The organism is Nonomuraea typhae, assembly GCF_009760925.1.
Lineage (GTDB): Bacteria > Actinomycetota > Actinomycetes > Streptosporangiales > Streptosporangiaceae > Nonomuraea > Nonomuraea typhae.
The window spans coordinates 370,115-389,923 of the sequence record NZ_VRLV01000009.1 but is presented as its reverse complement, the minus strand read 5'-3'; the positions used below and the strand labels follow the sequence as shown (position 1 = coordinate 389,923).

Annotated in this window: 15 protein-coding genes; 6 read left to right on the top strand and 9 right to left on the bottom strand. The window is 71.0% G+C overall.

All coding sequences use genetic code 11. From position 1 onward, the window contains the following. Positions 1-3: 3 nt before the first annotated feature. A complete protein-coding gene (locus tag FVE25_RS32570) occupies positions 4-651 on the bottom strand; it encodes a TetR/AcrR family transcriptional regulator (RefSeq protein WP_181019775.1) in 648 nt (215 codons plus the stop codon). 71 nt (positions 652-722) lie between these two features. Here FVE25_RS32570 and FVE25_RS32565 point away from each other — a divergent pair, with 71 nt between their 5' ends. Further along, a complete protein-coding gene (locus FVE25_RS32565) occupies positions 723-2,021 on the top strand; it encodes a GH1 family beta-glucosidase (protein WP_157250937.1) in 1,299 nt (432 codons plus the stop codon). Here the strand turns inward: FVE25_RS32565 and FVE25_RS32560 are convergent. Genes FVE25_RS32560 through FVE25_RS32550 form a run of 3 tightly spaced genes read right to left on the bottom strand, consistent with a single transcriptional unit; the run spans position 2,003 to position 4,897 of the window. Then, positions 2,003-3,103, bottom strand: coding sequence for an NAD(P)/FAD-dependent oxidoreductase (locus FVE25_RS32560; protein WP_157250936.1), 1,101 nt, complete (start codon positions 3,101-3,103; stop codon positions 2,003-2,005). The genes FVE25_RS32565 and FVE25_RS32560 overlap by 19 nt on opposite strands. Before the next feature lie 58 nt (positions 3,104-3,161). Continuing rightward, positions 3,162-4,004: an RNA polymerase sigma factor SigJ gene (sigJ, locus tag FVE25_RS32555; RefSeq protein WP_157250935.1), complete on the bottom strand. Its 843-nt coding sequence runs from the start codon at positions 4,002-4,004 to the stop codon at positions 3,162-3,164. Next, complete coding sequence (locus FVE25_RS32550; RefSeq protein ID WP_157250934.1) at positions 4,004-4,897, bottom strand: coiled-coil domain-containing protein; 894 nt, start codon at positions 4,895-4,897, stop codon at positions 4,004-4,006. Before FVE25_RS32550 ends, sigJ begins: the two co-directional genes overlap by 1 nt. A gap of 190 nt (positions 4,898-5,087) precedes the next feature. Here FVE25_RS32550 and FVE25_RS32545 point away from each other — a divergent pair, with 190 nt between their 5' ends. Next, entirely contained in the window at positions 5,088-8,105 is a 3,018-nt protein-coding gene (locus tag FVE25_RS32545; protein WP_157250933.1) for a M14 family metallopeptidase, read from the top strand. 198 nt (positions 8,106-8,303) lie between these two features. Further along, positions 8,304-9,737 carry an aldehyde dehydrogenase gene (locus tag FVE25_RS32540; RefSeq protein WP_157250932.1) on the top strand — a complete coding sequence of 478 codons (1,434 nt, stop codon included), beginning with the start codon at positions 8,304-8,306 and terminating at the stop codon, positions 9,735-9,737. Between the two features lie 239 nt (positions 9,738-9,976). On the opposite strand, the gene FVE25_RS32535 is transcribed toward FVE25_RS32540, so the two are convergent. Genes FVE25_RS32535 through FVE25_RS32520 form a run of 4 tightly spaced genes read right to left on the bottom strand, consistent with a single transcriptional unit; the run spans position 9,977 to position 14,340 of the window. After that, entirely contained in the window at positions 9,977-10,726 is a 750-nt protein-coding gene (locus tag FVE25_RS32535; RefSeq protein ID WP_246267750.1) for an alpha/beta hydrolase, read from the bottom strand. A gap of 10 nt (positions 10,727-10,736) precedes the next feature. Beyond that, positions 10,737-11,087 carry an AMP-binding protein gene (locus FVE25_RS32530; RefSeq protein ID WP_157250931.1) on the bottom strand — a complete coding sequence of 117 codons (351 nt, stop codon included), beginning with the start codon at positions 11,085-11,087 and terminating at the stop codon, positions 10,737-10,739. A 55-nt stretch (positions 11,088-11,142) separates the two neighbouring features. Continuing rightward, positions 11,143-13,560, bottom strand: coding sequence for a LuxR C-terminal-related transcriptional regulator (locus tag FVE25_RS32525; RefSeq protein WP_157250930.1), 2,418 nt, complete (start codon positions 13,558-13,560; stop codon positions 11,143-11,145). A gap of 42 nt (positions 13,561-13,602) precedes the next feature. Next, positions 13,603-14,340: an AMP-binding protein gene (locus tag FVE25_RS32520; RefSeq protein ID WP_157250929.1), complete on the bottom strand. Its 738-nt coding sequence runs from the start codon at positions 14,338-14,340 to the stop codon at positions 13,603-13,605. Between the two features lie 84 nt (positions 14,341-14,424). On the opposite strand from FVE25_RS32520, the gene FVE25_RS56490 reads away from it, so the two are divergent. Next, entirely contained in the window at positions 14,425-14,556 is a 132-nt protein-coding gene (locus FVE25_RS56490) for a hypothetical protein (RefSeq protein ID WP_281367933.1), read from the top strand. A 58-nt stretch (positions 14,557-14,614) separates the two neighbouring features. Beyond that, positions 14,615-16,468 (top strand): translational GTPase TypA, encoded by a 1,854-nt coding sequence (gene typA, locus FVE25_RS32515; protein WP_157250928.1) that lies wholly within the window; start codon positions 14,615-14,617, stop codon positions 16,466-16,468. A gap of 48 nt (positions 16,469-16,516) precedes the next feature. Here the strand turns inward: typA and FVE25_RS32510 are convergent, their stop codons facing one another. Beyond that, positions 16,517-17,089 carry a hypothetical protein gene (locus FVE25_RS32510; protein WP_157250927.1) on the bottom strand — a complete coding sequence of 191 codons (573 nt, stop codon included), beginning with the start codon at positions 17,087-17,089 and terminating at the stop codon, positions 16,517-16,519. Between the two features lie 178 nt (positions 17,090-17,267). Here FVE25_RS32510 and FVE25_RS32505 point away from each other — a divergent pair, with 178 nt between their 5' ends. After that, the gene (locus FVE25_RS32505) at positions 17,268-19,748 is read left to right on the top strand and encodes a hypothetical protein (protein WP_157250926.1); all 2,481 of its coding nucleotides are present in this window, start codon (positions 17,268-17,270) and stop codon (positions 19,746-19,748) included. The last annotated feature ends 61 nt before the right edge of the window (positions 19,749-19,809 follow it).

Here is a 19,809-nt window from a genome sequence, read left to right as displayed (position 1 = left end):
CGGTTAGGGCAGGTGGTCGGCCAGGTAGCGGCGGGCCAGTTGCTTGCACTCGGCGATGAGCTCCGGGTCACCGTCGGGATGCACGCGGAAGGCCAGCTTCAGCACCGCGTCCGTGGCCTCCACCGCGACCAGCAGGGCGCGGTCGAGCCCCCGGCCCGCGGGCGCGTCGAGCAGGTCGAGGGTCAGCGTACGCAGCCGGTCGGCCACGATGACGTTGTTCTCCAGGGCGGCGTCGAGCGTCCGGTTGGTGCCCTCGATGGCCGGGCCGCCCGGCGCCGAGAGCACCTCGCCGAAGTCGACCACGGCGAACCCCGGCGTGGTGCGTTTCATGGCGACGAACTCGTCGATGGCCAAGTCGACCAGGTCGGTCCAGTGTTCAAGGTCGGCATCGGCGATCCGCTCGGTCACGCGCTGGAGGAAGGCTTCCAGGTTGCGTATGGCCAGCGCCCGCACGAGGCCCTGTTTGTCGGGGAAAAACTGGTAGAACGTGCCGATCGGGACTTCCGCCCGGCGCGCGACCTCCTTGGTGGTCAACGCGTCGTACCCGACCTGGTCGAGCAGCAGCGCACACTCGTCGAGCATCCGCTCCACCCGCTCAACGCTGCGGCGTTGAGCCGGGCGGCGGCGCAAGGTACTCGTCATGTTCTCCATCCTGGCGCATTACCAGCAAGTACAGTCTTGGTCTTTCCGGCAGATGGCAACATGAGTGATACTCATCTCTCATGAGCACCTTCTTGTGGGGTACGGCTACCGCCGCCTACCAGATCGAAGGCGCCGTCACCGAGGACGGCAGGGGCCCGTCGATCTGGGACACCTTCACCCACGAGCCCGGCCGGATCCGCGACGGCCACACCGGCGACGTGGCCTGCGACCACTACCACCGCACCGCCGAGGACATCGCGCTCATGTCCGGCCTCGGCGTCAACGCCTACCGCTTCTCCCTCTCCTGGCCACGCGTCCTGCCGGCGGGCACCGGCCCGATCAACCCCCGCGGCCTGGCCTTCTACGACCGCCTCGTGGACGACCTCCTGGCCGCCGGCATCACGCCCGTCCCGACCCTGTTCCACTGGGACCTGCCCCAGCCGCTCCAGGACCGCGGCGGCTGGCTGAACAGGGACACGAGCGCCGCCTTCGCCGACTACGCCGGCGCCGTCGCCGCCCGCCTGGCCGACCGCGTCGAGACGTGGATCACCCTCAACGAGCCGTTCGTCCACATGGCCTTCGGCTACGCCCTCGGCCTCCACGCCCCCGGCCAGACCCTGCTCCTCGACGCCCTGCCCGCCGCCCACCACCAGCTCCTCGGGCACGGCCTGGCCACCCTCGCCCTCCGGGCGGCCGGGGCACGGAAGGTGCTCATCAGCAACAACCTGACCCCCGTCTGGCCCGCCTCCGCCGACCCCGCCGACCTGGCCGCCGCCGACGCCTACGACACCCTGCACAACCGCCTGTTCAACGACCCGATCCTCACCGGTGCCTATCCCGACCTGTCGGCCTTCGGCAAGGACGCCCCCGGCGACGACCTGGACGTCATCTCCACCCCCATCGACGGCCTGGGCGTCAACTACTACAACCCGACCCGCATCGCCGCCCCCACCGAACCCGGCTTCCCCTTCTCCGACGCGGGCGTCCAGGGCTACCCGGTCACCGCCTTCGGCTGGCCCGTGGTCCCCGACGGCCTGCGCGAGCTCCTGACCGGACTCAAGGACCGGTACGGCGAGCGGCTGCCGCCCCTCTACATCACCGAGAACGGCTGCTCCCAGCCCGACACCGTCGGGCCCGACGGCACCGTCCACGACCCGGAGCGCATCGCCTTCCTCGACGGCCACCTCAAAGCCGTCCAGCGGGCCCGCGACGAAGGCGTGGACGTGCGCGGCTACTTCGTGTGGTCCCTGCTGGACAACTTCGAGTGGGCCGAGGGCTACAACCAGCGCTTCGGCCTGGTCCACGTGGACTTCGCGACGCTGCGCCGTACCCCCAAGAGCTCCTACCACTGGTTCAAGGCTCACCTGGGCCAGACGTAGGAGCGCGGCAGCCGGCGGGCCAGGCGCACCGAGACGAAGGCGTAGCGGCAGACCAGCTCCTTCACCCACGCGCCGAGGCGGCCGGGCAGGACGAGCTCGATCGGCGCGTCGTCGCGGCGCACCGCCTGGATCACGCCGTCGCGCCGGCCCAGGCTCACGCACTGGACGAGGTACCGGAACCGGAACGGCGCGGCTGCCCGGCCCCGGGCGCGGGCGTTGACGGCGTCGGCGGCGTGCGCGGCTATCGGCATCCCGATCGCGCACGACATGCGCGAGACCCCGGCGCGGGGAACGTTCACCGCGGCGGCGTCGCCGACCACGTAGACGTCGGGGTGGGACACCGAGCGCATCGTCTCGTCGACCAGCGCCCGGCCGCGTTCGTCCACCGCCAGCCCGGCCCGCCGGGCCACGCCGGAGACCGCGAACGAACCCGCCCACACCACGACGTCGGCCGCGATCTCGCCCCGCGAAGTGCGCAGGCCGCCGGGGGTGACCGCCTCGGCCCGCGTGCCCATCGTGACCTCGACGCCCAGCCTGGCCAGCGTTCCGTCGACGTGCGCGCGACCCCGCCGCGAGAGCCCGGGGACGGGCCTGCCGCCCGCGACCAGGCCGACCCGCCAGTCCGGGTAGGTCTCGGCCAGCTCGGTCGCCAGCTCGACGCCGGTCAGGCCGCCGCCCACGACCGTCAGCCTGCCGCCGCCCGCGCGCAGCCGTACCGCGAGCTTGTCGGCGTCCTCGGCGGTGTAGGCGTGCTCGGCCACCCCGGGCACGCTCGTGTCGGTGAAGCTGCCCAGCGCGTAGATCAGCGTGTCGTAGCCGAGCTCCCTGCCGTCCTCCAGCACGATCCTCTTGCCCGCCGGATCGAGCTCCGTCACCCGGCCGGTGACCAGGTGGATGCCGGTGCCGCGGGTCAGCTCGGCCAGCGGCGTGCTCACCGAGGGGCGGCCGGCGGCCAGCTCGTGCAGCCTGACCCGCTCGGTGAAGTGGTCGGTGGCGCTGACCAGGGTGATCCGGTGGCGCCGGTCCAGGCGGAGGGCCGCCGTCATGCCCGCGTACCCGGCTCCGATGACGATGATGTCCATGATTGGCCTCCTAGTTCTGCAAGGGAGACCGGAGGGACGCCGGGAATGTCTGAGTGAGTTACTTCACATGCGTGAGCTTGGCCGGGTTCCTGACCACGTCGATCTCGGTGATGCGGCCGTCGGCGACGGCGAAGGCCAGCACGCAGTCCACCGTGTCACCGGCGCGCACGACCACGCCGGGCCCGCCGTTGACCTCGACGAAGTCCGCGGTCATGCCGGTGTACCACTGCTCGACCAGGCCGAGCACCAGCCTGGCCACCTTCTCCGCGCCCACGATCGGCACCAGCGCCGCGGTGACCGCGCCGCCGCCGTCGGTCCGCCAGACGACCTCGGGGTCGAGCAGGGCGAGCAGCGCGCGCAGGTCGCCGGTGGTGGCGGCGGTCGCGAACGCCTGCACCGCCGCGTCGTGCTCGCCGCGGTCGGGTGAGCGCCGCGGCGCGTAGTCGCGCACCCGCAGCCGCCCGCGCGCCGCGAGCTGGCGCACCGCCCCGGGACTGCGGCCGAGGATCCCGGCGATCTCCTCGTACGGCACCGCGAACACGTCGTGCAGCACCAGAGCCGTCCGCTCGGCCGGGCTCAGCCGTTCCTGCACGGCCAGAAGCGCCATGCCCACCGACTCGTCGATGGCCGCCCGGTCCTCGGGCCCCGGCTCCTCGACCACGGGCTCGGGCAGCCAGGGGCCGACGTAGGACTCGCGCCGGGCCCTGATCGCGCCGAGCATGTCGTAGCAGACCCGGCTGACGACGGTGGTCAGGTAGGCGCGGGGGTCGGCGACGTGCTCCCGGTCGGCCTGCCGCCAGCGCAGCCAGGTCTCCTGCACGGCGTCCTCGGCGTCGGCCACGCTGCCGAGCAGCCGGTAGGCCACGGCCCACAGGTGGCCGCGGTGCTCCTGGAAGTCCATCAGAACACGGAGACGTGCACGTGGTCCCAGTGGTTGGCCGTGACTCCGCCGCGGTCGGACATGGGGTCCCAGCCGCCGCCGGAACGGATGTCGTAGTAGCGCTGCTTCCAGATGAGGTACATGACGCCCATCCGGGAGCCGTTCTGGATGAGGAACTGGGAGATGGCGTCGCCCCACTCGGCGGCGCTGCCGCTGGCCATGGTGCCGCCGGTGGTCATCATGAAGTCGCAGGCGCGGCCCTTGCCGTGCTCGCCGGGGTCGCCGGGGCGCAGGCAGCCGACCGCCTTGACGGGGAAGTTGCGCATGATCTCGTCGCGGACGGCGACCATGCGGGGCGTGAGGCCGTCGGCGCCGCCGGGGGTCTGGAAGCCGTACTTGGCCAGCAGGCGCTCGACGTCGCGGCGCTTGCCCTTCATCTCCTTGATCTTCTTCTCCAGGTCCTTGATCTTGGCGTCCGCGGCCTTCTTCGCCGTCTCCGCCTGCTTGATCAGGGTCTGGATGCGCAGGACCCGGTTGGTGCGCTCGTCGGACATGTACTGCAGGGTCGCCGCCTGGCCGAGCAGCAGGGCCGGGTCGCCGACGCCGAACAACTGGGTGCCGTCGAGCGGCCCGGTCATGTAGGTGCTCTGGGCGATGCCGGCGACCTCGCCGCGCGCGGAGTCGAGCTGGGCGCGCAGACCGGAGGCGCTGTCGGTGGCCTTCTTGGCCAGCAGGCGGGCGTCTTCGAGAAACTCGATCTGGCCTCGGTAAAGCTTGTTGAGCTGGGCCGCCTGCTTGGTTAGCTTGCGGAGTTGGGCCGGGCCGCCGGGATCGGCGACGGCGGCCCGCGGGAGGGGTACGGCGAGCAGCGCGACGAGGGCGGCGGCACTGGCGGCGAAACGCCCGATTCTCACGCTCGTCCCTCCCCTTCTAGACGTGGCGACTATAGAAGATGATCTTGGTGCTTGCCACCGGAACCGGCGAACCCATGCACCATTGGCGAAGTATCTACCACTTTGTGAGCTGGCCCGGAACTTTGGGCCTTGCCGAGGTCACAGCGCCGGGCGAGATTTCGAGCGAATCGTCTCTGCGAAGGGGCAGACCGTGTCTCGTTCATTAGCGCTCCTCTCCGCCGTCTTACTCGGCTTAGCCACCTCCCTCGTCGCCGTGGAGGCCCAGGCGGCGGTCGTCGACCCGCTCCCGCCCGCCGACCGGATCGAGCTCTACCAGCTCGAAAGCCCCCTGGGCACCGGCGAGAAACTGAGGGAAGCCGGCTACGACGTCGTCCAGCAGCAGGTGACCGCGGGCAAGGAGCACATCGAGCTGACCGCCGACCAGGCGGGGCTCGCCGGGCTGGCCAAACTCGGCCACAAGCCCGAGCCCGTGCGCAACCAGCAGGGCCAGACACAACTGGAGGCGGCCAGGGCCCAGGCCGCCGCCGGGTACAACGTCTGGAAGTCCTACTCCGAGCCGGGCGGCATCGCCGACCAGCTCAGGGCCATCGCCGGCGCCAACAAGGACGTCGTCAAGCTGATGTCCATCGGCAAGACCGTCCAGGGCAAGGACATCCTCGCGGCCAAGGTCACCAACCTGGCCCGCATCCTGCCCGACGGCGCCAAGCCCGCGGTGCTCTACTCCGCCACCCAGCACGCCCGCGAATGGATCGCCGCCGAGGTCAACCTGCGGCTGCTGAAGCACGTGGTGGCCAACAAGAACGCGCTCAAGCGCCTGCTGGGCACCAGCGAGCTGTGGTTCCTGCCGGTGGCCAACCCCGACGGCTACGACTTCACCTTCACCGAGGGCAACCGCCTGTGGCGCAAGAACCTGCGCGACAACAACGGCGACGGCGCCATCACCCGCGGCGACGGCGTGGACCCGAACCGGAACTTCCCCACCAACTTCCACTACGACGAGGAGGGCTCCTCCTCGATCCCGAGCAGCGACACCTACCGCGGCCCCGGCCCGGCCAGCGAGCCGGAGACCAAGGCGTTCGACGGGCTGATGAAGCGCATCCGCTTCGCCTTCAACGTCAACTACCACTCCTTCGGGCCGCTGATCCTCTACCCGATGGGCGTGCAGATCGCCACGGAAACCGCGGACAACCCGATCTACGAGGCACTGTCCGGCGACGACGCCAACCCGGCCATCCCCGGCTTCGACCCCGATCTCGGCGCCGAGCTGTACATCACCAACGGCGACACCAACGACCGCGCGCACGGCGAGTACGGCACGCTGTCCTGGACCCCCGAGCTGAACGAGGGCTGTGAAGGCTGCGGCTTCGTCTTCCCCGACGACGAGGCGCTGGTCCAGGCGGAGTTCGAGAAGAACATCCCCTTCGCCCTCGACGTCGCCAAGTCCGCGCCGAACCCCGTCGAGCCGTCCAGCCACCTGGGCAACACCACTCCCGACTTCGTCCTCGACCCCTTCGAGACCAGCAACGGCCGTGACCAGGTCGTCCAGGTCAACGCCAAGCGCAAGCTGGGCCCGATCTGGATGCACTACCAGGTCAACGGCGGCAGGACCAAGATCGCCCTGGCCGGCGAGTGGAAGGGCGGCGAGCGCTACGGCAAGGGCTACAACCGCTACTACCACTGGATGCGCGGCAAGATCACCGGCACGAAGCCGGGTGACTCGGTGAAGGTCTGGTTCAGCTCGCTGACCAAGAAGAGCGACTCGTTCACCTACAAGGTCAACACCGACATCGGCGGCAAGGTGCTCGTACTGGCCGCCGAGGACGTCACCGGCATCAGCCCCGCCCAGGGCGTGACCGAGGCCAAATACGCCGACGAGTACGTGACATCACTCGACGAGGCCGGCCACAGCTCCGACGTCTACGACATCGACAAGCTCGGCCGCAAGGCCCCGCACCCGCTGGGCAACCTGAGCCACTACCGGGCCGTCGTCTGGGAGACCGGCGACGACATCATCCCGAGAAGCACGGGCCAGGTCGCCGGCACCACCTCCAAGCTCGGCGTCGACACCGAACTGGCCGTGCGCGACTACCTCAACGAGGGCGGCAAGCTGCTGCACGCCGGCAAGTACCCGTCGTTCGCCGCCAACAACAACGGCGCCTACTACTACCAGCCCAACCAGCCCGCGCTGCCCGAGTGCACGGTCCCCGACGACCCGCCGTGCATCCCGATCTTCAACGACTTCCAGCAGTACTGGCTCGGCGCCTACGTCTTCTTCGACGACGCCGGCACCGACCACGGCACCGGCAACCCCTTCGCACTCCAGGGCAAGGGCGGCGCCTTCGAGGGCTTCACCGGCACGCTGGAGCCGAGCCACACCAACTCCTACGTGGCCACCTCCGCCATCCTGCCCGCCGCGCAGTTCCCGCTGTTCGCCAGCTCCGCCCAGGTCAAGTGGGTACGGCCCGGCGGCCCGTTCGACCCGCACACCGGCGCCTGGGACGTCTACAGCGGCATCGCCGACGTCTCGTGGAAGCGCCTGACCAAGACCATCGACCTGACCGGCAAGTCCAGCGGCTCCCTGTCGTTCTGGACCTCCTTCGACACCGAGGCCGCCTGGGACTTCCTGACGGTCGAGGCCCGCACCGCCGGCCAGGACGACTGGACCACCCTGCCCGACCTCAACGGCCACACCACCCAGGACACCGGAGAGAGCTGCAAGACCGAGAACTCCGGCGGCTGGCGCGTCATCCACCCGTTCACCCAGCGCTACCAGGGACCCAACTGCGAGCCGGCCGGCTCCAGCGGCGCCTGGCACGCCGCCTCGGGCAACGGGGCCGGCTGGCAGCAGTGGAAGGTCGACCTGACCCCGTACGCGGGCAAGAAGGTCGAGCTGTCGATCTCCTCCATCAGCGACTGGGCCACCCAGGGCGCCGGCGTCTTCCTGGACGACTTCGCGGTCACCCTGGACGGCGCCACCACCGAGCAGACCTCCTTCGAGTCCGACCTGGGCGGCTGGACCGCCACCGACCCGCCGGCCGGCTCGGCGCCGTCGGTGAACACGTGGTTCCGCACCAACCAGGTCTTCGAGGAGGGCGGCGGCATCACCACCCGGGACACCGTCTACCTCGGCTTCGGCGCGGAAAGCCTGACCACGCAGGCCACCCGCACCGACCTGGTCAAGCGGGCGCTGAAGCACCTGCTCGGCTGACGGTTTCCCACCCGTGAGGGGTACGGCGCGGCGCCGCCGTACCCCTCGCTCTTTCCCGTCCCTGGCCGATCACCCTTTCCCCGCCTCTCGCCGATCCCTTGCCGATCTCCACAGAACATGGTTCGGTTTCCCTGGACACCGCTCTCCGGCGGAGCGAGACTTACCAAGCAAGCATTCGGTCGGTAGGAGGCTCACGACATGCGCCAGCACGACACGCTGTTCATCGGGGGCGAATGGGTGGCCCCCGCGGGCACCGGTGTGATCGACGTCATCTCCCCCCACACCGAAGAGGTCGTCGGCCGCGTCCCCGACGGCACCCCGGCCGACATGGACCGCGCGGTCGCCGCCGCCCGCGCGGCCTTCGACCACGGGCCCTGGCCGCGGATGACCTTCGCCGAGCGGGCCGCCGTCATCGACCGGCTCGCCGGCATCTACGCCGCCCGGCAAGGCGAGATGGCCGCGCTGATCACCGAGGAGATGGGCTCGCCCATCACGTTCTCCAACCTCGCCCAGGCGCCGCAGCCGCTCGGCATGCTGCAGTTCTACGCCGAGTACGGCAAGACCTTCGCGCAGGAGGAGCAGCGGCCCGGCCTGTTCGGCCCGACCACGGTCCGCCGCGAACCCGTCGGCGTCGTCGCCGCCATCGTCCCGTGGAACGTCCCGCAGTTCGTCGCCATGACCAAGGTCGCCCCGGCGCTGCTGGCCGGCTGCACGATCGTGCTCAAGCCCGCCCCCGAGACGCCGCTCGACTCCTACCTGTTCGCCGAGATGGTGAAGGAGGCCGGGATCCCCGACGGCGTCCTCAACATCGTCCCCGCGGGCCGCGAGGCCGGCGAACACCTCGTCTCCCACCCCGGCGTCGACAAGGTCGCCTTCACCGGCTCCACCGCCGCCGGCCGCCGCATCGCCGCCATCTGCGGCGAGCAGCTCAAGCGCGTCAGCCTCGAACTCGGCGGCAAGTCCGCCGCCATCATCCTCGACGACGCCGACCTGCCCGCCAGCATGGGCATGCTGGCCATCGCCTCCCTCATGAACAACGGCCAGGCGTGCGTCGCCCAGACCCGCATCCTCGCCTCGCGCAACCGGTACGACGAGGTCGTGGAGGCCGTCGCCGGCATGGTGACGTCCCAGCCCGTGGGCGACCCCGCCGACCCGGCCACCGGCATCGGCCCGCTGGTCGCCAAGCGGCAGCAGGAGCGCGTCGAGGGCTACATCAAGACCGGCATGGACGAGGGCGCCAAAGTGGTGGTCGGCGGCCTGTCCAGGCCCATGGACCGCGGCTGGTACGTCGCCCCGACCGTCTTCGCCGGCGCCACCAACGACATGCGCATCGCCCGCGAGGAGATCTTCGGCCCCGTCCTGACCGTCATCCCCTACGACGACGAAGCCGACGCCATCCGCCTGGCCAACGACAGCGAGTACGGCCTGTCCGGCACGGTCTGGACCGCCGACGCCGACCACGGCATGGACATCGCCCGCCAGGTCCGCACCGGGACCTACGGCGTCAACTGCCTGATGCTGGAGGCCAACGTCCCCTTCGGCGGCTACAAGGCCAGCGGCCTCGGCCGCGAACTCGGCCCCGAGGGCCTCAACGCCTACCTGGAGTACAAAACCATCGCCCGCCTCGGCTAACCCCCATCCCCCTTGGGTGTTGGGACTGGGTGAAGGGGATGGGGAATACGAAAAGGGCCCGCTTGCCAGTGCGGACCCTCTTCGCATGCCGAGATGGGCAACCCAGCGCGCCCCCGCAACGCTGGGCGACCACAGGACTACCTGAAGTATGTCCCAAGGTCCCACCGGGGATGTTTTCCTTCCCCAAGGTCTTTCTCCCGGCGGTTTCTTTCCATCCGCCCTAGGTAGACGACTATTACTCAGGAAAGGTTCGAAACAATCCACTTCCCGATCCGCCGCACCAGGTCAGGCCGGGCGGCCGACTCGGCGTGGCCGTACCCGGGCTCGACCCACAGCTCCTTGGGTTCCCGGGCGGCGGAGTGGAGTTGGTGGGCGTGGTCGAGCGGGAAGAAGGTGTCGGCGTCCCCGTGGACCACGAGCAGCGGCGTGGGCGAGATGAGGGCGGCGGCTTCGTGCGGGGGCATGGGCACGGGGTCCCACTGGCCGCGGGCGATGCGGGTGCGCTTCACCACGCGGGCGGCCATCCGGCCGATGGGGCGCTCGATCGCCCAGTGGACCTGGCGCATGGGCTTGGTGCCCCGGTAGTACCAGCGCGCCGGCCCGCTGACCGCCACGACCGCGTCCACCCCGCCGTGCAGGGCCGCATGCCGTACGGCGATGGCCGCCCCCATGGAGAAGCCGACCACGGCCACCTTGCGGTATCCGATGACCCGGGCGTGCCGTACCGCGGCCTCCACGTCCAGGACCTCCAGGTCGCCCACGGTGGTTTCGCCGCCCGAGCGGCCGTGACCGCGGAAGTCGAAGGACACCACGCCGCCGAACCGGCTGAAGACGTGGGTGATGCGCCGCGTGTCCGCGCACCGCCACGACCCGGTGAACCCGTGGGCGAGCACGATGCCGATGTCAGAGGCGCCCGGCGTGTGGGCGCCTTCGAGGCGGATGCCGTCCGTGGTTCTGAGCATGACGGGGAAATTTGCGGCAAATGGCATGAAACCGAGCTTATGCACCCAGTTCTGCGACGCTCATCACGACCCTGATCCGCGAGTCCGCGGCGGCTTCCCAGGCCCGCGGGTCGTCGGAGATCATCAGCCGGGCGGAGCTGCCGGCGATCCGTTCGCGCATGCCGTCGCCGTCGGGTGCCAGCGGCGAGACGACGGCTCCCGCGGCCATCACCGCGTCGGCGGTCACCAGAAGGTCGGACCCGACCGGCAGGCAGACCAGGACGGTGTCACCCGCCCGCACCCCTCGGCGCCGGAGCAGCGCGGCCGCCGTGGCCAGCCGCTCATCGTGCTGCTCTTCGGTGAGCGTCTGTCCCGTCCCGGGGTCGATCATGACGATCCGCTGCTCCATGCGACCACGGTAAAGACGCGGCCTTCCCGGCACATGGGGCGGATTATGCAGATCGTTATGCAGAAGGCACCCCGTGATCGGCCGCCCACACGGCGATCTGCGCCCGGGAGGTGTAGCCGAGTTTCTCCATGATGTTGGCGATGTGCCGGGCGACCGTGGCGGGGCTGATCACGAGCTCCCCGGCGATGGCCTTGTTGGACAGGCCCCGGGTGAGCAGGCCGGCGATCTCCCGCTCGCGGGTGGTCAGCAGCGCGGCCGGCGGCGCCTCCACCTGGAGCGGACCGGCGTCCACCGGCTCGGGCCGACGGCCTTCCAGCACCAGCGTGGCCACCTCGAACGCGGGCCGGGAGCGCCCGCGGGACCACAACGCGGTGGTACGGCCCTCACCGAGCTGGGCCCGGGCCGCCGCCAGCAGCTCGTCGACCTTGACCGAGCCGGTCCGCTGCCCCATCGACTCGCGCAGGGCGGCCACCGCCGCCGAGGCCAGGACGGCGCCCTCCAAGTCGCCCTCGGCCCTGGCCAGCGCGCTCAGCGACACCATGCACCGGTTGAGCGCCTGCCGCAGGCCGCACTCGCGGGCCACCGACAGCGCCTCGGCCAGTTGTTCCCTGGCGGCCTGGACGTCGCCCAGTTGCGCGCGGACCCGGCTGCTCCTGGCGAGGTTCTGGGCCAGGTCGCCGCGGTTGCCGAGTTTGCGCAGCCAGGAGATGGCCGCGCCGTACTGCTCGGCGGCCGTCTCCAGGTCGCCTCTGGTCTCGGCGGCGAGGCCGAGGTGGGAGGTGGCCATCGCGAGGATCCACGGGTGGGCGTGCGCGGTGGCCGCGGCGTGGGCCTCCTCGGCGCCGCGCTGGCCTTCGCGCTGGCGGCCGCGCTGCAGCGCCTGGATGGACCCCTCGATGAGCGCCCCGGTCTCGTTGAAGCGGTCGCCCTGCTGCCGGGCCACGGCCAGCGCGGTCTCGATGTGCCCGGCCGCCTCGTCGCCCCTGCCCATGCGCAGCAGCGCGCCGGCGGCGACGGTGTGGGCGGTGGCCAGCACGAACGGGTCGCCGGCCATGCCCGCGAGGCCCTCACGCGCGGCGTTCAGGCCGCTGTCGAGGTCGTCGCGGGTCAGCAGGCCGTAGGCCATGTACCCCTTGGCCAGCGCGACCTGCTCCGGCGGCACGTGGCTGAGGTCCTGGCCGAGCAGGCGCTCGATCCAGCCGACCACCTCCGCGGCGCTGCCGCCGAGCGAGAGCAGCCCGCTGCTGCGCATGCACAGGCGCAGGCCCATGGTGAGGTTGCCCGAGCGCAGCGCCCACTCCAGCGCCGCCCGCTGGTCGTCGAGCCGCTCGCGGCTGCCGGTGTGGGCGGCCAGGCGCTCCTGCCAGGTGAGGCCGGGGGTGAGGAACTCCGTCTCGAAGGCCCGCTCCTGGAGCTTGCACAGCACCCGCAGGTGCAGGTCGCGCACCATCCGCTCCTCGTCGGAGTCGGCCAGCCGCTCGGCGGCGAACTGCCGGATGGTGTCGAGCAGGCGAAACCGGCCCCGTCCCGCGTCGCAGATCACCAGCGACTTGTCCACGAGCGCGCCGAGCAGCGTGACGATCCGCGACTCCGACAGCGGTGGCTCCGCGCACACGCGTTCGACCAGGTCCAGGTCGAAGCCGCCGGCCAGCACCGACAACCGGCGCAGCAGCGTCCTCTCCGCCTGCGAGAGCAGGTCGTGGCTCCACTCGACCGCCGCGGCCAGCGTGCGCTGGCGGGCGGGAGCCGTACGGTCGCCCGTGGTGAGCAGGGCGAAGCGGTCGTCGATGCGGTCGGCGATCTGGCCGGGGCTGAGCATGCGGGTGCGGGCGGCGGCGAGTTCCAGGGCCAGCGGCAACCCGTCGAGGGCGTGGCAGAGCCTGGCCACGTCCCTCAGGCTCTCCTCGCCGAGCCGGGTGCCGGCGGCCCGGGCGCGGTTCAGGAACAGGCGCACGGACTCGGCCCGCGCCGGGTCGTCGCCGGGCAGGTCGAGCGGCGGCACGTGCCACATCAGCTCGCCGGGGATGCGCAACGCCTCCCGGCTGGTGGCCAGCACGCGCACGCCGGGGCAGCCGGCCAGCAGCGCCGCGGCCACATGGGCGGTGGCCTCGACCAGGTGCTCGCAGTTGTCCAGCAGGATCAGGCACCGGGCGCCGGCCAGCCGGGCGACGACGGCGTCGAGGAGGTCCTGGCCGCGCTCACTCTCCAGCCCGAACACCTCGGCGATCTCCTGCGCCACCAGCTCGGGCCGGGTGATCGAGGCCAGCTCGACCAGCCACACGCCGTCGGCGAAGCCGCCGACCAGCCGGTCGGCCACGCGCATGGCCAGCCTGGTCTTCCCGATGCCGCCGACGCCGCAGAGGGTCACCGCGCGCGTCTCGTCGAACAGCGCGCACAGGTCGGCGATGTCACGCTCCCGGCCGACGAACCTGTTGGGCTCGACGGGCAGATTGTGCCGCGGGGCATCCGCCATGCTTTCACCCTCGCTCACTTGGCGCTCTCTGTCACCGGTTTCTCACAGAGCGAGTGAGCTCACGACCGCCCGGTCGTCGATCACGCGCAGCAGCGGATCGCCCAGCAGCCGCCTGGCCAGTTCGTACGGCGCCACGACCAGCGTGGCCGCGTGCTCGCTGGCCAGCACCCGGCAGCCGATGAGCGTCGGCTCGTGCGCCACCACGACCTGCGCGCCGCAGGCGAAGACGAGGTCCATCGTCCGCAGCGCCTTGAGCGGGTCGTTGACGGCGACGAGGACCACGTCGTCCTTGACGATGTGCAGCCGGGTGGCCAGCCTGCGCAGGTCGCCGGTGAGGTCCTCGTGCGTCAGGACGTGCCGCCCGTCGAGGCTCAGGGCGGGGCCGGCGAGCGGGCCGAAGTCGACCGACGCCTCGCCGATCAGCGAGGAGAACCGGTCGGCCCCCTGGCCGGGCTCGAAGGTGAACACCTTCTCCGCCCGCGTCTCGCGCCTTCGGTTGACGATGGCCAGGCCGGCGGCGGTGCTCGTGGGGCCGAGCACCGCGACGCCGCCCGACCACGCGACGGCGTGCACGGCGCAGGGCAGCGCCGCGCCGGGCGGCAGGTCGACCAGCACGCGGTCGCCGTACCGCAGCCCGTGGCGGCGCAACCCTGCCGCCGCGTGCGTGACTCGGCGGACGAGAGTGGCATAAGTCATGACTTCACCGGTGCGCACGTCGGTGACGGCGGGCCGGTCGCCGCGCGCCGGCGCGGCCTGCATGACCATCTCTGTCCAGGTCATGCCGCCAATGTAGGGAGCATCGCGCGTCCCGGCATCATCACGAATGTGCATGCGGCTATGTATCTCTGCGTCCGCGGTAGGGAAATGACGCTCAAGGAATCAGAAGTGGTCGCCGAGATGTTCACCACAGTGACCCTGTCGTTCCTGCTCACGCCTGACGGCGCGGTTTCACTGGGCAGCGACGAGCCCGCACCTGCCATGAGCGGGATCAACTAGACTTAAACGGCCGCGGTTCGCGCGGTCAGCCTCCACGATCACAGAGCGAGACGTCATCATGCCTTTGAACAGCCGCGACGACCTGCGGAACATCGCGATCATCGCGCACGTCGACCATGGCAAGACCACGCTGGTCGACGCCATGCTCTGGCAGTCCGGGGCCTTCCGCGCCAACCAGGACGTCGACGACCGCGTCATGGACTCCAACGACCTCGAGCGCGAGAAGGGCATCACCATTCTCGCCAAGAACACCGCCGTCAAGCACGGCGACATGACCATCAACATCATCGACACCCCCGGCCACGCCGACTTCGGCGGCGAGGTCGAGCGCGGGCTGTCGATGGTCGACGGCGTGGTGCTGCTGGTGGACGCCTCCGAGGGGCCGCTGCCGCAGACCCGGTTCGTGCTGCGCAAGGCGCTGGCCGCCAAGATGCCGGTCATCCTGTGCATCAACAAGGTCGATCGGCCCGACGCCCGCATCGCCGAGGTCGTGGACGAGGTCTACGCGCTGTTCATGGACCTCGACGCGACCGACGACCAGATCGAGTTCCCGATCGTCTACGCCTCGGCCAAGGCCGGTCGCGCCTCGCTGGCGCGGCCCGCCGACGGCGGCATGCCCGACTCCGAGGACCTCGAGCCGCTGTTCGACATCATCAAGTCGACGATCCCGGCGCCCACCTACGACCCGAGCGCGCCGCTGCAGGCCCACGTCACCAACCTCGACGCCTCCTCCTACCTGGGCCGGATCGCGCTGTGCCGCATCCACCAGGGCACGATGAAGAAAGGCCAGCAGGTCGCCTGGTGCAAGACCGATGGCACGATCCAGCGTGTCAAGATCACCGAGCTGCTGATGACCGAGGCGCTGGAGCGCAAGCCCGCCGAGGAGGCGGGCCCCGGTGACATCATCGCGATCGCGGGCATCCCGGAGATCATGATCGGTGAGACCCTCGCCGACCCCGACGACCCGCGCCCGCTGCCGCTCATCACGGTGGACGAGCCGGCCATCTCGATGACCATCGGCACCAACACCTCGCCGCTGGTCGGCAAGGTCAAGGGCGCCAAGGTCACCGCCCGCATGGTCAAGGACCGCCTGGAGAAGGAGCTCGTCGGCAACGTCTCGCTGCGGGTGCTGCCCACCGAGCGCCCCGACGCGTGGGAGGTCCAGGGCCGTGGCGAGCTGGCGCTGGCCATCCTGGTCGAGCAGATGCGCCGCGAGGGCTACGAGCTGACTGTCGGCAAGCCGCAGGTCGTCACCAAGGAGATCGACGGCAAGGTGCACGAGCCGGTCGAGCGCCTGACGGTCGACTGCCCCGAGGAGTACCTCGGCGCCGTCACCCAGCTGCTGGCCGTCCGCAAGGGCCGCATGGAGCACATGACCAACCACGGCACCGGCTGGATCCGGATGGAGTTCGTGGTCCCGGCCCGCGGCCTGATCGGCTTCCGCACCGAGTTCCTCACCGAGACGCGCGGCACCGGCCTGGTGCACCACGTCTTCGAGGCGTACGAGCCGTGGTTCGGCGAGCTGCGCACCCGCAACAACGGCTCGCTGGTGGCCGACCGCTCCGGTCCGGTCACCGCGTTCGCGATGCTCAACCTGCAGGAGCGCGGCACGCTCTTCGTCTCCCCCACCACGGAGGTGTACGAAGGCATGATCGTCGGGGAGAACTCCCGCTCCGACGACATGGACGTCAACATCACCAAGGAGAAGAAGCTCACCAACATGCGCTCCTCCACGGCCGACGTCACCGAGACGCTGACGCCGCCGCGGGTGCTCTCGCTGGAGCAGGCGCTGGAGTTCATCCGCGACGACGAGTGCGTGGAGATCACGCCGGAGACGGTCCGCATCCGCAAGGTCGTCCTCGACGCGGCCACCCGCGCCCGCACCGCCGCCCGCGCCAAGCGCGGCAGCTGACACACGCACAGGGGGTACGGCGGAGCGCGCCGTACCCCCTTCGTCGTGCTATCGGAGAACCAGGCGCCGCTGCTCCCCCACGGGCGGCCGGGCCCAGGTGACCTCACCGTCGTCGATGAGCCGCTGGACCACCTCCCGCATGGGCTCACCGGCACGGTGGCGATCGGCCACCTTGCCCAGATCGATCATCAGGGTGTTCTCGTCGTCCCCGGGCGCCACCACCGACACGTAACCGAGGGCGGCGTCGCCGTACCAGCTGCCGAGCTCCCCGGTGACCTCGCGGACGGCCGCGAGGACCTCGGCGCCGACGGGTCCGCTCAGGTGCAGGACCCCGGGCTGGCCGACCTCGACCAGTACCTTCATGAGGCCCGCGACCGCGCCGGCGGGGTCGCGCAGGGCGTTGTGGCTGAGCGCGGCGAAGCGCGCGGCCAGCACGTACAGCGAGATCGCCCGGGGCGGTCCGGACAGCGTCAGGACCCCGTGTTCCCCGTGGATGGTGAGTTCGCCGCCGGCTTCGTCGTAGGCGCGCAGTCCGGCCATGAGGGCCGTCTCCGCCTGGGCGGTCAGCTGTAGTTGCCAGGCCCACTTCCGCTCGACCGGGAAGCGGCCGTCGTCAGGCACTCCCTTCTCCTTGTTGCGGCGAAGTCGCCGGGTGATCCACACGATTTCGCAGTCCCCTCTCTGCTCATCGGCACAAAGGGGGCAGACTAGTGCGATCTAGAAATCCGGCGGACCGGTGTAATCACACCGTTACCTACTCGCGTGGAACATCAGCCGCCACAGATGAATCATCCAAGGTGTGGGCCTGATCCGAATGATCGTCGCGTACGGGCTTGCCGCGATCTCGGCGGCGGCGATCATCTGGAGTACCGTCCTCGCGACGCCCGTCGACCGGCCGCTGTCCCCCGTGGTGCCGGACCCCTCGCGCCCCCTGCCCGCCGACACCGCCGGGGAGCGCAAGGTCACCACCGACGTCACCATCGCCCGGGCCACCTCCGAGGACCTGCGCCAGGTCCCCAGGGCCCGCATCGACGAACGGCTGGACCAGGCCCGGGTGACGATCACGCACACGTTCCGCATGGACGAGGAGGACCCGCTCGCCGCCTGGCTCAGGAGCGCCCAGCCCGCCGATCTGCGCACGGTGATCGACAAGGGCCTCGGCGTGACCGCGGTCAGCGGCGGCTGGCTGGCGCCCACGGTGCGTTACCCGGCCGAGCTCGTCACCTCCGCGGGCAAGACCACCGCGCGCTTCCAGGTGATCGTCCTGCGCCAGCTCGCCCGCGGCCAGGAGCTGAACCTCGAGTTCAACAGCCCGACCGCCCACCCGCTGCTGACCCCGCAGCGCACGATCACCCTGTTCCCGACCGAATGGACCGTCCTGCGCACCTCGGGCATCGAACCCGAGCGCGAGGAGGCCGAGCGGCTGCAGTTCACGGTCAACTTCCGCGTCACCGTCACCCTCGTGCACGACTCCTACGGCTTCGCCGACCAGGAGCAGGAACCCGCCTTCTCATGGGGCACCGAGCTGGCCATCGGCACCGCGCTGGCGCTCATCGCCCTCCTGCTGCGCTCGCTCGGCCCGGCGTGGTGGCGGCAGCCGCGCAACCGCGAGCTCGCCTTCGTGCTGGCCCTCGCCCTGCCCATCCTGGCCAGCCCGTTCTACGCCACGGGCCTGGAGGGCATCGCCTACGTGGTGATGTTCGGCGCCCTGCCCCTGTTCGCGCTGCGCCACGCCACCCGCGTCGTGCCCACCCCCGCGCCCTGGACCACCCGCGACGCGCTCATCGTCACGGCGCTCGGCGTGCTGCTCGCCTTCGGCATGCTCCTCTGGTCGGGCCGCCACGTCCAGCTCCCGTATCCCGTGCTGATCGCCGCCACCGCCGTCACGGTCCTGGCCGCCGCGGGCTCGGCGATCGTCTTCAGCTCCGACCTCGGCATCCGCTTCGTGGTCGTACGGCTGGCCACCGTGGCCGCCGGGACCGCCGTCGGCGCCCTGGCGCTGGCCCTGTGGTTCAAGGCGCTGCTGCACGGCGTCTACCCGCCCGACAGCATCCGCCTGGTGCTGGGCCTGTTCTGGTCGCTGATCCCGATCGCCGCGGTCGCCGTCGTGTGCCGGACCTGGTCGCGCCGCGCCGTGGCCGCCGCGGTCGTCCTCAGCCTGCTCATGCAGGGCTCGCCCACGGAATGGCTGGACGACGGCTCCTGGAGCACCGCCGCCGGCCACCCCGACCCGGTCTTCGGCTCCCTGGCGCTCACCCCGCTGGTGCGCGGCGTCCTGGGACTGCTCCTGCTCGGCTTCGCCCTGCTGGTGCTGCGCCTGCGCCGGCTCGGCGCCCGCCAGGAGGCCATCCACCACCCCTCCGCCGTGGCCGGCGTGACCGTCTGCCTCATGGTGCTCTACCTGTCCCCGCGCGGCAGCGGCGACCTGCCCGACCTCGACGTGAGCGTGCCGCTGCTGTCGATCACCTCGATCGTCGCCTGGGTCAGCGCGTGGTGGCTGCTCGGCCCCGCCCCCGAGGGCCTGGTCGAGCCGCAGACCCCGGAGGAGCACCGGGCGATGGTCAGGGCCGCCCTGCACAAGCGCCTCCTGCTCGACTCCGAGCAGGAGCTGTACCGGTCCGGCCGCGGCAGGATCGGCACCGGCGAGATGTCCATGGCCGACTTCGAACAGCAGCGCGCCGAACTCGAAACCGCCCTGGCCGACCACGGCCGCCACCCCGAGACCGCCTTCGCCACCGGCGCCGCCTGCCCGCCCTGGCACAACGGGGTGCAGGCGTTCGTGGTCTGCCTGCTGCTGAGCCTGCCGTTCGTGTTCATGTACGGCCTGCCCAACGGCCCCGACCTGGCCCACTACCTCTTCGACGCCCGCTACCTGCTGACCCTGCCCGCCTTCGGCTTCCTGTACGGCTACTTCTACCCGCGGATCAAGGGCACCCAGCCCATGACCAAGGTGCTGCACGTGATGGTGGCGGCCCTGCTCACCGGGTTGTCCGCCTACATCCCCGCCTTCGTCGAGCCGGACGTGTCCATCCCGGACAAGCTGCGGCTGCTGGCGATCGTGGTGGGACAGGTGGCGCTGGTCTTCATCGGCCTCGGCCTGTTCTGGGAGTGGCGCCACATGCACCTGGCCGGCGAGCCGTGGGCCCGGGTCAGGAACGTGCGCAGTCTGCGCAGCCTGGCCGCGCCGCTGGTGGCCGTGCTGATCGCCGTGGCCACCGCCGTGGCCACCTCGGCCGCCAGCCAGACGGTGGACCGCATCCTGACCGGCGGCGGCCCCTAGACCGCGGCTCCTAGGCTGCGGCTCCTAGACCGCGGCTCCTAGACCGCGGCTCCTAGGCCGC